The following is a 16,018-nucleotide window of genomic DNA, read 5'->3' as shown; positions in this document are numbered from 1 at the left end:
TTTAGTTGGTGATGCTGAACGATGTTTTAAGTACCTGGTTAGAAGTGGCGTTACTGGTCGCAAAAGTATAGCTGAGGCCGGTATTATAAGTTCCGAAAGTCAGGCTTGCGGTATTACAGGCAGTTGCAGCGCTTGGCCGGGGATAATCAATAGTTTGTGTGCTCCCGGCTTTAATAACAATGAGGCCGATATCCGTGCAGTTCGTATTTATACAGGGCCTGCCCATGTCCGTGCCTGTTGCACTGTATGCGCGAAACAAGTCGCTTTTTGAGTTGCAAATGAGGTCCGGCATGAAATTATTTAAATTGACGTCCTGATTGGTCGTATTGGAAATTAGGAGCTGGAAATGGATGGTGTCAGTTTTACTGAATGAGGTCGTAACCAATCCCCCGGAATTAGCGGTCTGTAACTTAAACGTTAGTGGAAAATCCGTTGTATTGTCTTTTTTGCAGCTGAATGAGCCGAAAATAAAAAATGTCAAAATAAAAGATAAGTTATAGTATTTCATAGGTTAAGGTTTTTAAAGAAAATACGTAAACAATAGTCTAAACGCTACAGAAAATTAAACTTTTTACCAAACTGAAGGGGCAGCTTGGATAGCTTAAAAGTTTATATATAAGTGGCCATAAAGACACTAAGCTATGTGTATTTTTTTAAAATGCAAAATATATTAATTAGCCAATTTAAAATACGCCAATGTATTATGTATCTGTTCTTTATAGGGGATTACAGGACGCGAGTCTAAATTTATTTATTTCCACTTCTTATTGGCATATAGACTTTCATTTCCGATGTCAATTCCAGAAGAATATCCTCAAAAAAACTTTCGGAAATCAACTGAAAAGGCTGAACGAAAAGGGGGACGTACTCTTATAAACCGTTAATCTTCTTTCGATAAGGAATTATCCGACAAGTTATAGGATTGGTAATATATTGATATGTTGTGCATATCCCGCAGGTGTTTAAATAGAGCTTATCTTTGGCTGTAATAGGTATTTGAGAGTTATATATTTTTCCAGTTTTTTTCAATTTGGCGAGTGTAAACCTTTAAAATATCACTGTTTGAATTGTGTAATTATTTCAACTTTAATTGCCATTTTCTATTGCATGCAATAAGCATCATAAAACAATGAATTGCATACATTATTATCATACTGCGACGAGGCTAAACAGCCCCGTCAGCCCAAAATCCGGCTAAATGAATCAAGAGGCCGTCTTCGTTCAGCCGTCCGTAACTATGGGCTGTAAAAAGCGCTTGGCCTTGCTGGTCATATTGTGTCCATTCTGAAAGTAGCTGCCCGTGCTGCTGTCTAAACCAATTTACCCGGAAATAACCACCAGGAAATTTTTTTTGGAAGCCTGTCGCGTGGGCAAGAAGAGAACTTCTTCCACGGCCATCTACGCCGGGATTTGTAAATATCACATCTTCAGCTACACTTGAATTCAAGAGTTGTTCCTGCTCGGCAGGAGATTCTTTAGCGAATGCGTCTAAGTATTTCTCAAAAACGATTCGAAATTTGTCGTTGGTCATAACATTATTTGTTGAATACATTGCTTTCCAATTTCCCCCAAAATTAACAAGACAATATGTACATAAAGGACTGATTAATTCATTAATTTTGTTTAATCGTACATTTTCATGGATGCATTAAGTAAAATTTTAGAATCAATAAAGCTTAGCGGTGTCGTCTACCGAAAATTGGAAGTAACAGCTCCCTGGGGAATTGAGTTGCCTAAAAGTCGGTTTTTGCAATTTTGGAAACTGCTGGAAGGATCGTGTTGCCTTCAAGTAGAAGAAAACGTTGGTATACAATTAGCTAGGGGAGATCTGGTGCTGATACCAAATGGAAGTAATCATTGCATATCCGATAAAGCCGATAGCATCAGGATCCCCTTAAAAACCTATATAAATTTTCGGGACACCGAAAGCCCTTACTTTTTGGAGGGAGATTTGAAAACTGTCATGCTGGGCGGTCACTTTGAATTCGATGATCAATATCAGCACCCGCTTATTACCGGGTTACCTGGCGTAATCCACTTAAAAGAAATTCGTCAACAGAATCAAGACTGGCTCGAACTTACAACCAATCAGATACTCTTGGAAATTGATCAACCAAAGCCTGGCAGTGATATTTTAGTAAGCCGTTTATCAGAAGGGCTTTTCATTCATACGTTACGCGCCTATTTAGATCAGAGTAAGATCAAGCAAGGGTTTTTGCTTGCCTTGACGGATAAAAGGATAAGTGCAGCTTTGCAAAACTTACAAGATTCGCCTGAAAAAAACTGGACGCTGGAGGAACTCTCTAAATCTGCCGGAATGTCAAGAACGTTATTTTTTAATACTTTCAAATCGCTGGTGGGTCAAACCCCGTTGAGCTACCTTCAAAATTGGCGGATGCAAAAGGCAAAAGACTTACTTTTAACAAGCAAGGACAACGTAAGTATTATAGCGAATCAAGTCGGCTATCAATCAGAGGCCGCATTTAACAGGCTATTTAAGCATACATTTAAAGAGACGCCTGCGAGTTTTAGAAGGTCAAAAAACAAACAGGCCATTTCTATCAACTGATGTATCCCCTCTTCGGTGAATTTAATTAAGAAGTTAATCACCATTATTAAACCGGAAATAATTTGGCCCATGATGCGAAGGACATACACAGGTAATTCGTATGCCGAACTTTATTTTAAATAGCTATTGATCTTTCGATTGGTTGATTATTGGATAGTCGTTTAGCAGTTCTATTTCATCGACGATTTGTTGCTAATTCAATTCTATAATATGTACTTCTTCGTTAACTGTCAGCGGTTTTAAAATATCTGAAAGCTTTATATATTTGAGCGAACAAGGTCTTATGAGCAAACAGGTTGAACGGCTAAAAAAAGATTTAATTGAGTTAACGGATGTTATAAATGCATTCCAGTCGAAACGGTACAATGCATTGTTATTGTTATTGACCGTATTTTGAATTATTTAGCAGCTAAAGACTGTGGTGGTGAGACAGATATAAATGAAGGGGATACTCAACGCTTTTCAATGCCAATGTTATAAAACCTGACCTACCAGGAAGGCCCAAGAGTAAAAAGGTGAGTTCAACTAGAATCTTAAACCAATTATTGACGGCTGATTTTTTTGATGCCCCGAAATCAATTGCTTCGATCACTGATTTTTGTGCCACGCAATATGGCGTAGATCTCCAATCCTACCAAGTATCCGGTGTATTGCTGAAATTTATTATGGAAAATAAGTTATCACGTGTAACAAGCGAGGAAACCAACCGTTTTGTATATCTGAAACCGGTTGATACTACTGCGTAAGATTACATGCTGTTAAGTTAGTAACCAATTGCCGCCGCAAATTCCAGCTTCATTTAATCCATTTTCCATCAAGTTGGAGATTTTGATGAACCGACAGGCCCTTAATCAACCCTCTGAAAAATGATGTAATTATCCGGATCATCTACAATTATTGCCGGCTTCCCCTTGAGCAAAATTATTTTACCGCTGGCCTGAACGCGCTGCGGCATTTTATCCTTTAAAAGTTCCTCATGGGAAATTGTTCTGGCGGGCTGATGATTTGGCCCCACTTTATCTGTAATAACTACGATGAATTGGCGGTTATTTAAGGTTGAATCACTCAAATAAATCAGCTCTTGAAACAAATCTTTTTGCCCTTTTATCCTTACCGTTTTACGCTCATATTCGTAACCATAAACTTTTTTAAACTGTCCAACGTATTTAGAACCTGACGATGCCGAAATGAGGTTTTGGGCATGGCTTAAAGATATACTGAAAAATGTCAATAGGATACTGAATGCCAAATATTTCATAGATTAAATGTATTATAATTTGACTGTAAAGTAAAAGATTTGATATTACTTGAAGTGCTGGTGAAAATTAATATCATGTAAATAATTTCCTTACTGATGAGTAATACATTGCTCCAATTTCAGCGAAATATCCAGTATGCACCATAGCGTGTTTAACAAAATAAGATACATTCCAATAAATAAACCTTCGGGCTGTGGCAAAAACTAAATAACATCTTCAAGGGTGAATTGGTAATGAGTAGCCGAATCTTGTGAAATTAAATATCCACGTTTCAAACTCATAGCAATTAAAAATTCCTTTGCCCAATTATCTGCTATTCTCAGGATAGTCATTCAATAGCACTATTGCCTCGTCAATCTGATCCTGGGTTAATTCACTGGTACTTTCTTCATCTATCAGACCACGTGTCCTGGCTTTTCCATCGGCTCTATAGCTTCATCTTTGATAACTCCTCTGAACATAAATCGGATCCAAAAATATTACTTCACCTTGTTGTGGCTTGTTGTTAAATTTAGCGTAACCACTTAACGCCGAAAACGTGGTACCAGGAGGCGTACACCGCATTTGAAGCAGTGTATAGGTGAACGGTATCAAAAATATAGTGCAGGTGCTACCCGAATATTTAGCTTTGATATACTTTTCTAAAAGGTTTATACTGAGCTCATGCTTTTTACCTTCGAATTCTGCGACGATTAGTGAATCGGCACTGTCTGACAATTGCATATCAACAACATTTTTTGCTGAATCTACACGTACTTTGATCAGGCAATTCACGGGAATACACTTTCTTACAAGTTCCATTGGATAACTTACTATCCATGGAAAAGAATTAACGAATTGATGGTAACTCTGGTCTGCCTTAACCTGTGCCATACAGTGACCAGAAACCAGAAAGGCCGCTGCCATTAAAATACGCTTTATGTAATTCATAATTGATTTAGCTAACATCCATGTCCATAAAAATGACCTTGCCCATCTGTGTGAGCCCGGTAAAGGGTATTAATTTCCAGCTGATACCCCGGGCAGTTAACCAAGCCCGGGTTGTTATATAAATAAGTATTTTCAAGCCCACCCCATGCTAACGAATAGGCTATCTGATCACTCATACCAGGAAACATTGTTTGTAAATCACCCGCCATGTCATCCAAATAGTCTTTTGCCATTAGCTCATGTTGCGGAGCGCCGATGTCAATGCCTTGGTAATCCAAATATGCATGAACCCCTTCATGTAAAATGGTGGCCGCAATAAACTCCTGTGATGAGTTTGATAAAGTACCTGGGTTTAAATATATTTCAGCACCTATAAGCGCACCGTTACTATCTTTAAGTGGCGACTCCTCTCCGTCGTCGCCGGAATTTGTCATTATTACCTGATCTGTTATTGTAAAATTCAAGGTGGATGTAGTACCAAAAACGTGTTGAATGAGTGCGTTAATATCTCCTTTACCATTATCGTTTAATATAGCATCAACCATATTATGTAAGCATGGGTCTTTGACCTTATTTATAATTTCAAAAACAGGAGCATCAGCACCATTCCTCGTGTCAACCCAGCCCCCATCTGCTGTAGTAGAACCATTACAATTAGAGCGTGTGCTATAATTAAAATAACTTAAACCGATAGACCACATTTGGGGAGCATACTCCATTTGAACTTGTTGCATTGCATGTTGAAGAGCATCTTGGATAAAATAACCTAATTGCCCGTTTGTATCATCCATATTATAAATAAATAACGCATTGGTATACGATGAACTTTGGTCGGTTAAGTACGGGATATAATTGGACATCAGATAAGCGAAAAAGTAATTACTGATCTCAAATTGAATTGTGGATGGTTCCATTCCTTCAATCCATTTTGAATATGCACCATCATAATCGGAACTGGAACCGGAACCATCAACTTCAATGTGGTAGCTAATATAAAAATCAAAAATCAATTGAGTTTGGCAATAGTTGATGGGAGGCGGATTATCAATACTGTTATTTTGTTTCCCAACAGATGGAGACTTCAATACATTTTTTTTATTCAGGGTATATAACTGAGCTCTCTGATGCTCTGCTTCGATAATCGAGTTACTCACACGTACCCCTCTTTGAGAAAAATGATATAAAATATGTTCAGTACGTTCTTGTTCTGTTATCATTTGTTTGTTCGAAGACGAGGTACTTAATACCGCCGTTTCTAATTTGCGGATTGTTGCTTTTACGAATTTTTTGTCTTTGGAAAAACCAAATTCGATGACCTGGTTACAAGGCTGGTCGCCTTTGATAATTGGCAATATAAAATTGACAGGCATTTCACCACTGGAAGTGTGTCTGACGATGACTTTAGTCCAGTCTATTTTCCCTAATTGATTAATCGAATCGATGAAAGATTTATCATACGTACTAAGTTTTTCGGCTAAAGAGGCAATAAAGGGATCTTTTATCGAAGTGGATGATAGTTGCGGTGGATAGTGTTCTTTTTTACAGGCGCTATAACAGATCAGGATTAAACTTACTAAAAGCAAAAATGACCTGCTTTTAAATGGGGCTAGATTCAAAAGGAATTTATTTTTCATTATAGTTGGCGTTTGGCTTATCCTTATTAAAAATTTATCGGTTATGCGCCGCGCTATCGTCCGGGAATCGATATGTTACTATGGTTTGCAGTGATTGATTTGTTAAAAATAATTTTAAGGTGAACCCTTTTGGCGGGACTTGGGAAAAAAGGAAAGGCATTGCAATGCCGATCAGTTTCAGAGATGTGTTAGTCATAAGGTCGGTTAAATTAAAATTCCTATTTACACTTAGGGCAATGCAAATAATTGATCAAATATAAAATATTAAGCAATAATTTTTGACTGTTTAATTAAAATGTTAAAAATTAGCCCAACGGTTAAATATCTAAGATAGGCGATTGATAGATTATTTAAGATATTACGTTGCCCACTCGTCATAGAAAACCGGTAATTTCAAATGGAAACGAGGAATAGGTAAAATGCTCTTGCCAAATGGTGTGTGCTGACTATTGAACTTTTGGCCTGGCTGATTGATTTCCATCCCTGATAACGCAATTGGTGCGGTTATAAGTTGAGATATTACAGTTATCAAGATAAAATCCCTTAGCCCTGTTAAATCAACAGGGGTAAAGGATTTTAACGACAAGTCAACATCAGCAATAAAAGCTGGTTTTACGCGCTAAAATTTTCTGATTATGGCTTAGACCCTTGAATGTCGCTTACAATGTGTTTTCCAAAAAACTCTTTTTCTACAGCCTGCCATTCGTCATCATGACCCGTTTGTAATGACGAATTGATTAAATCAAGAGGTATCGGTTTTTCAAATTCTATATATATGGAATGGGTATGAATGTGTCTTTCCAATTTTTCAGATATATTTTTTCTATTTTCAAAAAACAAGGTAATCCCAGTGCGATAGCCTACTTTTCGGCCATGACTAAGTAAGTACGATTTGACTTCAATATTTAAACTGTTTAATATGTCGTTCAATTCTTTATGCTGGTATTTTGCTTTTTGAAGCACCACGTGTTCGTAGAGATACTTAGCTGTGTCTTGCTGAATATAAAGTGAGGTAATTGGCTTGGATAATACCAACTTAGGGCTATTATGTTTAGCTGTTGCATAGCTGTTTGCCGATGCAGTAATTGCGATGGTCAATATGAGGTGCTTTTTCATGAGGATTATTTAATTACAAGGTGAAGTTTTGTAGATTCTTTTCTATCCTGGTATTTTAAATCAGGCCCGACTAATCATCATGCTTTTGATTTCTTAATTCGTTAATAGAGTTTACCAAAATATATAAGCTTAATCCTTTATGTGTAAAATCGAAATGTAACAACTGGGCTAATTGCTCGAAGGATAAAATAAATAATAAAGCCTTATCGGCCTCTGTAATCCCACAATAATTATGTAGTATATTATAAGTTAGTTGATTATTGCTTATTAAAGATTCATGACTTTTTGATTGTTCTGAAAGGAAAACCGATAATTCATCAATTATTCCAGAATATTCCTTTCTTTCAGAATTGGATTTATTAGCCTCATAATAGAAACCTTTCTTTACCATATCAGCAAAATCGTGTTTGTTTTTAAAATAGTATAAATGATGAAGCTGAAGTTTTTTGTTTTTATAATCCATAAATTCTTTCATGCTCTTAATTTTACGCTGCTCAGATTGCATAAAAAAATAACGGTGAATTAAGTAGGTCAAAGATTTCTCAACATCATCCATTGCGCAGTTCAGGAACTTGAATATATGGGCAAAAATAATTGTGCTTATATGTAAGTTTCGCTCCACACTGTAACAATTGCTCTCAGAAACTTGACCATGGATCATACGTTCAACCTCCATTGCGACATCTTCAAATCTTGTACGAAAAGCTGAATTTGGGTTGCTATCAGTATAGATATAGGTCGCCCTGGTGTTTATTTGAACCTTTTTTCTCAATAAATTATTAAATAGCTTTTTAAGGTCTTGATTTAACAAAATTGCGTCGTTAGCCGAATTTATTTGAAAAGTTAACGAAACTCTATTCGAAAAAATCCTGTGAAACTGAGTCGGAGATGTAAAACTATATTTATACCGCTCTTTGAAATATTCCTCATTCTTTAATGCCCTCACGACAACATTGTAGAAAGTCTCGATTGTAAAATTGTGAAAATTAATATCAATAACATACCTGTTAAGTAAACCGGTTGATCTTTCAAAGAGTTTTGCATTTTCGACATAACTCGTGATATAATCGGCTATTTTACTCAGATTTTCAACTTGTTCATTAAAAAGGTGCTCCTTGGCGATGCTAATCATATCTTCGATAAAAGGTCCGTTTGCCGAAGATAAATATCGATTCTTCTGCTTTTCGGAAATTATCCAATCAGATCCTTTTGCAATTTCTATCTGTGACATATGATAAATGAAATCATTTATCAACAAAAATTTTTGTTTAAAATCCAACTCCTTTCTGAATTCTTTAGCAAGTCGTCCAAGGTCTTTTACCCGATCATTATAAATATTAGTACGGGCTACGTGCCCTGATTTGTGGAATGACTTTGCTGCAATTTGTATAGAACGTACTATTTTATTGTCAAGGTCCCTAATTATGCGCCCATTCACAATCATCGATAATAAAATGCCCCTGTAATGCAAACTTTCATTTAATAAGACGTTTTCAATATCATATAAAGGCACCAATGTTATGTCAAGCGAAATTCCACTGATAACGGCATTTACGGTAGATACCACACTGAATTGAAAATTAAACACAATTATATCAACATCTGACAGGTTATTGAGTTCAACATTATTTACCTGGCTACCAGTGAAAATTATCCCGGCACTCATCGGAAAAAGTTTTTGAATCATACCAGGTATGGCGCTTACTAACATGATTTTGCTTGTCGTATATTTTTTAAGGTTAAGTAGTGGTAGTACCAGTAAGGCAATATTAAACTTATTGTTCCTTAATCGACTTATTTATCATTGACATTAAATTTCCATTAAAAACACCTTTAGGCTTTTTTGACAAATAACTTTTTCTGTAATATTATCCTAAATATTAAGCGATTAATTATCGTTTAACCCCGCCCCTTTCCTAATTAAACAGATATAAAAGCATCTGAAAAACTATTTGATATTTAAAGCTTTGCTCGGTAAGGCTTTGTTGAATGGGCTATGCCTATATTATAGAATTTTAATTGTTGGAATTTTAAACTCTTTTATGATTGTATTTAATAAAAACGCTGTACTCCAGGTTATATTCGTCATGACGCTTCTTTGCTGCGCTTGTAAAACTACTAACAAGACACAGGTAAAATGCTGCGGGATTAATCAGGATATTCCGGATTTCAAAGGCGACACAGCGTTTCAGAATATTTATTACCCTGAACTCGTATCAAAAAAAATTCTGACACCTATAAAACGTTCGAATGCACCATTGGAGATCAGATACACTATCCTGGCAGGCGGCCATACAGAAACTTTGGTGATAGAATGCCGTGGAAAGGCCATGCATGTTATGGTTTACAGATTTGGAAGAGTCAATAAAACTATGGCTAGCCAGTATGTAAACAGTGATAATATTGATATAGGTTCAGAACGAGCAATTGATAAATATACAACAATCTTAAATGTCCGTGACTTGAGTGATCGCTATAAGACATTTGACTGGAACAATTTATTCCATACACTGATTAAAAATCATTTTTTTGATTTACCAGGTGATCCCGTTTATCAGGATTCCATAAAAAAACTAAGACCTGGGGCATATCCGCCTGATGGGTACATCAATTATTTCGAGATCAAAGTAGGCAATCAATTCAGAAACGTCGAATATCAAGATTCTAATTATACTGTAGGAGTTCCGGGACTTGATTTTGTACAAAACGAAATCAGCAATCAAAAATCCCTTGGTGTCTTTTTTCAAAAACCGAATTAAAATCACGATTTATAAATATTACTACTTATGAAACAAAACATTCTGGAATTAGCCGGCGACTTTAAACCGATAGGTACCGACATACTTAGGGGCTTAAAAGGAGGTAATATACCGGCATTAACACAAGCACAGCTGGAAAAACTTTTTGATTACAGTGGATTGGGAGGCTTTAACAGCGACCAATCTAAGCGGTTTACCGATCAAATTCAAAAAATGGAGCAAACGGACTTTGGTGCAGGTATGTTAGGTGCTATGCTTACAACAGGTGGTGCTCCCATTAAGTTAACAGAGCAAATTCCAACGCAGGCAAATCCAAACCTTGGAAATGAAGCTGCGGGATCTTACTTTCCCACAATCAATACACTATGGCTCAACCCGGGAACTATAGATGTGACCGTGAATTCTTCCTTGCAGAGTGCTGCATTATTAGATACTATTGCTCACGAGTTATACCACTCTTATCAAACTAACATTCTGGGGAAGTTATTGGGCGTTTTTGATCCGAATAGCGTTAAAAGGGAACTTGACGCGGATTTGGCAGGAGCAAAAATACTTTACGAATATGACGTTAAATTCAATACAAGCTATTATAACCAGTATTATGTCCAAGAACATTACTCAGGTACATATTGGCAATTAGGGGATAATAACGGGGGCTTATACGGGCTCAGTAACATCACCAGTCCTGGCGTTACAAACGATTTCGGAGCTATATTTGATCAAGTTGTCCGATATGATCATTTTAACTTAGATAACTACAACTATTTGATTTCTAATTTTTTACATAGTTTCGAAACCCCAAATAATAGCTATAATTCACTATCGGCAGCAGGCATATCAGACACCGATGATATTAATCAATCCGCAATAAACCGTTTGCTTTTCTATCGTCCATCACTTTTACCCAACGCTCCTACATCTTATGGGACAATTCACTCTTACAATGATGTAACCAATTATATACAATCTGTTTTAAACTATTATTACAAAAAAGATGTCAACAATGGAAATGGGTTTGGCAATAACGCCACAATAACCACATCATGGCATTATTCCCAGCTATTAGGAGTTTTTCAGAATGCCAGCGGAGACACTATGGGCGCTCTTCAAATACCACCTCAGGTAATGCAGATTTTGGTCGATATTTCGATCGAGAGTCCAATGGAAATCACGCAACAACAATTTCTTGCGCTTGGGGCGGCTATGCAGAACGGAGTTAATCTTCCGGAAAGCACGGTCGGCATTCTGTCACCGCCAACATTACCTCCCTGGGTAGATCCAAGTAGCTCTTCTGCGAATCAACAGGGACTCAATGGATGGTACTATGATTCACAAAGTAATTCCTGGATATCAACAATAGGTTCCTATCCTATAACTGTTGGAGGGGGATCCGGCTATAATTTTGGTAGTCAAGATCCAAGCATCATCGGAGGCGGAGGTGTTAGTATTTGGTATAATCCTACCACTGATCATACCCAAGCAATTGCATCAGGTCAGCAGCCTTCGGCAGGTTATACTACATTAGTCAAATCAGATGATGCCGGTATTACCAAAGCCTACAACAATGCATATGATTATAACAATAACCTACCACTCGTTGCACGAGAGGCGGCAGCAAATGCCGCTGCCCTGGCTTACCAAAACGCTGAACACAACGGTTTAAGTGTTGCGCAAGCTAATGCGAACGCTTCTATTGCCGCCCAACAAGCGGCACTCAATACATTATTATATTACGGGTATGATGTAGACGACCTTGGCGATGATGATGATTTGGATGACGACTTGGATGATATTTTTGACATTGACGACGATGACATTTTAGATGATACCACAGGAACTGTTGCTGTTAGCGGCTCTGGGAATAGTGGAGGGGGTACCGGTGGTTCAGGTGGAGGAAGCACAGGTGGCGGTGGCAGCAGTGGTGGCGGTAGCAGCAGTGGTGACGATGGATCTTATGACCGTGATGAAGATGATCCGGTTGACACTTCATATGACACTTCATACGACGATCCAGGCGACGGCGGAGATCCATCTGGCGGGGACTATAATGGAGGGGGCGATAGTGTGGGTACTATTTACATAGATTTCAATAGTTACGACAATGAACTTGAACAAGGTATTACCGTTGCCAATTGGTGGTAAAATAAACATAATAAATTGCTGAAAAGTTTTCCTACTGATCGCCAAATGGACATGATGGACTGTGGCCCATCATGTTTAAAAATTATTGCTAAATACTATGGTAAGTACTACTCTATGCAATATCTGCGTGACAAGTGTGGACTTACCAAAGATGGAGTATCATTTCTTGATTTAAGTTATGCCGCAGAAAGTATCGGCTTACGGTCATTAGCTATAAACGCCACCATTGACGACCTGGCAAATATTGTACCGCTGCCATGCATTGTACATTGGGATGATAGTCACTTTGTCGTGGTTTACAAAGTAACTTCAAATAAGGTTTACGTTTCGGATCCGGCGAAAGGCTTGATTAAATACTCACGGAAAGAATTTGAAACCAAATGCTATGATAAGGAAACCCTGAACTGCTCAGTGATGGTTCTGGAACCCCAAGCTGATTTCAAACAACGTGAAGCTGGTGAAAAGATCGAAAGAAAAAAAAGAGTTGAGAATTTTATTGGCTATTTTATCCCTTTTAAAAATAGTTTCGCAAATCTACTCGTAGTCATGCTTGTTGTAACGACATTGCAAGCCTTTCTACCGTTTATCTCTAAAGCAGTTATTGATGTCGGTATCCATACTCACGATCTTAAATTTATTGACATCGTCCTTATAGCAAATATCACCATCATCTTGAGCATAACGCTATCCAACGCGGTAAGAGACTGGATACTACTACACGTAACTTCGAGAATTAACATTGCGCTAGTTTCAGATTACTTGATTAAGCTTATGCGCTTACCGGTAACTTTTTTTGAAAACAAGTCCGTTGGTGATATTTTACAGCGGGCTAACGATCTGGAACGTATCAGGAACTTTATCATGAATAATTCCTTAAATACATTCTTTTCAATCATAACATTCGTGATCTTCAGTGTGATCTTATGTATATACAATTATACGATGTTCTTCATTTTTTTAGGGGGAAGCATTTTTTATGTTACGTGGGTTTTGGGCTTCCTGAGAATTCGAAGAAAATTGGATTGGGAATACTTTGATTTAATTTCCAAAAATCAAAGTTTTTGGGTGGAAGCTGTTACTTCTATACAAGACATAAAATTAAATAATTACGAAAAATCAAAACGCTGGAAATGGGAAAAGATTCAAGCCAGGATGTATAAGGTTAATCAAAAGGTTATGACCGTGAATAATTGGCAAAATTCCGGTGCCCAATGCATTGACTCTTTAAAAAACTTACTGATAACTTTCGTTGCGGCCAAAGCAGTCATCTCAGGAAATATCACTTTTGGCGTAATGGTATCGACACAATTTATAATCGGTATGCTAAACGGTCCTGTTGTGCAGTTCATAAGTTTTATAGTTTCTGGTCAATATGCTCAGATAAGTTTTCACCGGGTCAACGAAGTACATTTGTTGCCAGATGAAGAAGATAACGAAACGGTAAATAATATTGCTTTACCGATGGACAAAAGCTTAGTATTAAAAAATGTCTCTTTTCAATATACGCAGAATGCGCCGCCAACATTAAAAAATATTAATCTACACATTCCGGAAGGGAAAGTTACAGCGATTGTGGGTGATAGCGGAAGTGGTAAATCAACACTTCTAAAGTTGCTTTTAAGATTATACAACCCAACGTTCGGAGAAGTTTTGATCGGTGGAATGAATATCAAAAATATTAGTTTGAAACAGTGGCGTGACCGCTGCGGCGCAGTCATGCAGGATGGAAAAATATTTAATGATACAATTATCAATAACATTGTTTTAGGGGATGAAAAAATCGATTTTGAAAAATTGAAAAAAGCTGTCACTACAGCTAACATTGCTACAGAAATTGAACAATTATCACAAGGATATAATACAGTAATGGGTGAAATGGGCAGAGGACTAAGCGGAGGCCAGAAACAACGGATACTCATTGCCAGAGCCTTATATAAAAATCCTGATTTCTTATTTTTTGACGAAGCGACAAATTCATTAGATACGATCAATGAACAGAAAATCGTAAATGCTTTAGATGATGTTTTCAATGAAAAAACGGTTATTGTAGTGGCACACCGATTAAGTACTATTCGTAAAGCCTTTCAAATTATTGTGGTTAAGGATGGCATGATTGCAGAAATAGGTAATCACGAATCTCTACTTGCAAAAAAGGGACATTACGCTCAACTTGTCCATAGTCAATTTGATAGTGCACCATCTGTGAAAATTGAAACGTCTCCAACCAAATCAGCGGAACGATTTGCTGATCTTTTATAATATGATACTATCACAAGAAAGAAGCGAAACTGAAAGAAGCGAACCCGTTCAGGATATAATCGACCGGATGCCTAATAAATTCGGATATTGGGTCACCGGAATTGTTTTGGTACTAGTCATTTTGCTGCTCTCTTTCGGGATGATTATCCAATACCCGGATACGGTCACGGGTACTATCATAATTAATGCGAAATATGCTCCGGTTAAATTAGTGGCAAATACATCAGGGAAATTAGTTGAATTAAACTATCAACTTAAGGAATTTGTAAAAGAAGGCGATTATATTGCTGTAATACAGAATCCGTCTAATACTCGGGATATGATTAAGGTAAGAGATTTAGTTGAAAGTTTTAATATTAAAGGATCATATCAACATGCATTCTCCAAGTTTCCCGGCAACCTTTCTTTAGGGGATGTAAATGTTAAATATTATGCTTTTCTAAATGCCTTGCATAAAATTTATGATTATAATGTGGGCAATGTATATCTCAAGCAACAAGAGGGACTTCAACAGCAAATTCAACAATCTACTTACCTCCTGGAAACGTACGGGAAATTGAAGGCGACCAGAGAGCGCAATATGATGCTTAGCAAAAAAATTGCTAATAGGGATTCTATCCTTTTTTCTCAAAAAGCAGCAACTGAGGAAGATTTTGATCGAAGCAATATTAGCTTTTTAAGCAGTAAAGAAAATTATCAGAGTATCGTTACAGATATAAATAGTACCGAAGAAACTATCTCAACTGATCAAAATAAACTTCAACAACTTTCAATTCAAAAAGATGATGAAGAAAGCCAAATGAACTTGGATGTATTAACCTCTTATGGTGATCTTAAAGACGCAATCAAGGCCTGGGAACAAAAATTTGTTTTTAAATCTCCTATGTCTGGAATACTTGAATTCTCTAAATTTTGGACTAAGAACCAATTTGTACAATCAGGAGAGGATGTCTTTACTGTCGTACCTGACAAAAATCATATTATCGGGCAAGTTGATCTACCTGCTAATGGTGCTGGTAAAGTTAAGATTGGCCAAAAAGTAATCATTAAACTTGACAATTATCCTTTTGAAGAATACGGTTCGGTATCGGGCTTGGTATCATCTATATCTTTAACAAAAAGCAAAATGAAAGTGAATCAAGATGATGTCGACATATACCTTGTTGAAGTAACGTTGCCGAACGGGCTTACTACTAACTATAAATCTAATTTAGAGTTTAAGTATGAAATTAAAGGGACTGCAGATATTGTTAGCAATGAAAGAAGCTTACTCTCACGATTCTTCGATAATTTAAAATACGTTACAAATAAAAATTAGCAATAGACAGTCCACTTACCATGTCTAAGCAT

Annotated in this window: 13 protein-coding genes; 6 read left to right on the top strand and 7 right to left on the bottom strand. The window is 37.0% G+C overall.

The features are described 5' to 3' along the window. Position 1: 1 nt before the first annotated feature. Together MUCPA_RS06925 and MUCPA_RS06920 are read right to left on the bottom strand one after the other, a co-directional pair. Complete coding sequence (locus MUCPA_RS06925; RefSeq protein ID WP_008505325.1) at positions 2 to 508, bottom strand: hypothetical protein; 507 nt, start codon at positions 506 to 508, stop codon at positions 2 to 4. Between the two features lie 657 nt (positions 509 to 1,165). Continuing rightward, positions 1,166 to 1,531, bottom strand: a complete 366-nt coding sequence (locus tag MUCPA_RS06920) for a nuclear transport factor 2 family protein (protein ID WP_008505322.1) — start codon at positions 1,529 to 1,531, stop codon at positions 1,166 to 1,168. A 108-nt stretch (positions 1,532 to 1,639) separates the two neighbouring features. Between MUCPA_RS06920 and MUCPA_RS06915 the strand changes: the two genes are divergently transcribed. Then, entirely contained in the window at positions 1,640 to 2,569 is a 930-nt protein-coding gene (locus MUCPA_RS06915; RefSeq protein ID WP_008505320.1) for an AraC family transcriptional regulator, read from the top strand. A 515-nt stretch (positions 2,570 to 3,084) separates the two neighbouring features. Beyond that, on the top strand, positions 3,085 to 3,315 hold the full coding sequence (locus tag MUCPA_RS38820; RefSeq protein ID WP_233276847.1) for a hypothetical protein: 231 nt from the start codon (positions 3,085 to 3,087) through the stop codon (positions 3,313 to 3,315). A 101-nt stretch (positions 3,316 to 3,416) separates the two neighbouring features. Here MUCPA_RS38820 and MUCPA_RS06905 read toward each other — a convergent pair whose 3' ends face one another. From MUCPA_RS06905 to MUCPA_RS06885, 5 genes are all read right to left on the bottom strand, one after another. After that, a complete protein-coding gene (locus MUCPA_RS06905; protein WP_008505318.1) occupies positions 3,417 to 3,827 on the bottom strand; it encodes a hypothetical protein in 411 nt (136 codons plus the stop codon). Positions 3,828 to 4,263: 436 nt separating this feature from the next. After that, the gene (locus tag MUCPA_RS06900; RefSeq protein ID WP_040625766.1) at positions 4,264 to 4,776 is read right to left on the bottom strand and encodes a hypothetical protein; all 513 of its coding nucleotides are present in this window, start codon (positions 4,774 to 4,776) and stop codon (positions 4,264 to 4,266) included. After that, positions 4,770 to 6,392: a hypothetical protein gene (locus MUCPA_RS06895; RefSeq protein ID WP_008505312.1), complete on the bottom strand. Its 1,623-nt coding sequence runs from the start codon at positions 6,390 to 6,392 to the stop codon at positions 4,770 to 4,772. Before MUCPA_RS06895 ends, MUCPA_RS06900 begins: the two co-directional genes overlap by 7 nt. Positions 6,393 to 7,025: 633 nt before the next feature. Further along, positions 7,026 to 7,508 carry a hypothetical protein gene (locus MUCPA_RS06890; RefSeq protein WP_008505310.1) on the bottom strand — a complete coding sequence of 161 codons (483 nt, stop codon included), beginning with the start codon at positions 7,506 to 7,508 and terminating at the stop codon, positions 7,026 to 7,028. A 70-nt stretch (positions 7,509 to 7,578) separates the two neighbouring features. Continuing rightward, complete coding sequence (locus tag MUCPA_RS06885; RefSeq protein WP_008505309.1) at positions 7,579 to 9,219, bottom strand: hypothetical protein; 1,641 nt, start codon at positions 9,217 to 9,219, stop codon at positions 7,579 to 7,581. A 331-nt stretch (positions 9,220 to 9,550) separates the two neighbouring features. Between MUCPA_RS06885 and MUCPA_RS06880 the strand changes: the two genes are divergently transcribed. The 4 genes from MUCPA_RS06880 to MUCPA_RS06865 are packed head-to-tail and all read left to right on the top strand — an operon-like array spanning position 9,551 to position 15,986. Next, complete coding sequence (locus MUCPA_RS06880) at positions 9,551 to 10,267, top strand: hypothetical protein (protein ID WP_008505308.1); 717 nt, start codon at positions 9,551 to 9,553, stop codon at positions 10,265 to 10,267. 27 nt (positions 10,268 to 10,294) lie between these two features. Beyond that, entirely contained in the window at positions 10,295 to 12,409 is a 2,115-nt protein-coding gene (locus MUCPA_RS06875; RefSeq protein WP_008505307.1) for a hypothetical protein, read from the top strand. Positions 12,410 to 12,424: 15 nt separating this feature from the next. Next, entirely contained in the window at positions 12,425 to 14,668 is a 2,244-nt protein-coding gene (locus tag MUCPA_RS06870) for a peptidase domain-containing ABC transporter (protein ID WP_008505306.1), read from the top strand. A 1-nt stretch (position 14,669) separates the two neighbouring features. Further along, a complete protein-coding gene (locus MUCPA_RS06865) occupies positions 14,670 to 15,986 on the top strand; it encodes an HlyD family efflux transporter periplasmic adaptor subunit (protein ID WP_040625764.1) in 1,317 nt (438 codons plus the stop codon). Positions 15,987 to 16,018 lie beyond the last annotated feature (32 nt).

The sequence above is a fragment of the Mucilaginibacter paludis DSM 18603 genome (genome assembly GCF_000166195.2).
GTDB classification, from domain to species: domain Bacteria; phylum Bacteroidota; class Bacteroidia; order Sphingobacteriales; family Sphingobacteriaceae; genus Mucilaginibacter; species Mucilaginibacter paludis.
This window is presented reverse-complemented; position numbering and strand designations above follow the sequence as displayed.

Excerpts from the sequence above, each read along its gene's own strand:
- MUCPA_RS06925 (WP_008505325.1), bottom strand. The coding sequence starts at position 508 with ATGAAATACTATAACTTATCTTTTATTTTGACATTTTTTATTTTCGGC.
- MUCPA_RS06920 (WP_008505322.1), bottom strand. The coding sequence starts at position 1,531 with ATGACCAACGACAAATTTCGAATCGTTTTTGAGAAATACTTAGACGCA.
- MUCPA_RS06915 (WP_008505320.1), top strand. The coding sequence starts at position 1,640 with ATGGATGCATTAAGTAAAATTTTAGAATCAATAAAGCTTAGCGGTGTC.
- MUCPA_RS06905 (WP_008505318.1), bottom strand. The coding sequence starts at position 3,827 with ATGAAATATTTGGCATTCAGTATCCTATTGACATTTTTCAGTATATCT.
- MUCPA_RS06900 (WP_040625766.1), bottom strand. The coding sequence starts at position 4,776 with ATGTTAGCTAAATCAATTATGAATTACATAAAGCGTATTTTAATGGCA.
- MUCPA_RS06895 (WP_008505312.1), bottom strand. The coding sequence starts at position 6,392 with ATGAAAAATAAATTCCTTTTGAATCTAGCCCCATTTAAAAGCAGGTCA.
- MUCPA_RS06890 (WP_008505310.1), bottom strand. The coding sequence starts at position 7,508 with ATGAAAAAGCACCTCATATTGACCATCGCAATTACTGCATCGGCAAAC.
- MUCPA_RS06885 (WP_008505309.1), bottom strand. The coding sequence starts at position 9,219 with ATGTTAGTAAGCGCCATACCTGGTATGATTCAAAAACTTTTTCCGATG.
- MUCPA_RS06880 (WP_008505308.1), top strand. The coding sequence starts at position 9,551 with ATGATTGTATTTAATAAAAACGCTGTACTCCAGGTTATATTCGTCATG.
- MUCPA_RS06875 (WP_008505307.1), top strand. The coding sequence starts at position 10,295 with ATGAAACAAAACATTCTGGAATTAGCCGGCGACTTTAAACCGATAGGT.
- MUCPA_RS06865 (WP_040625764.1), top strand. The coding sequence starts at position 14,670 with ATGATACTATCACAAGAAAGAAGCGAAACTGAAAGAAGCGAACCCGTT.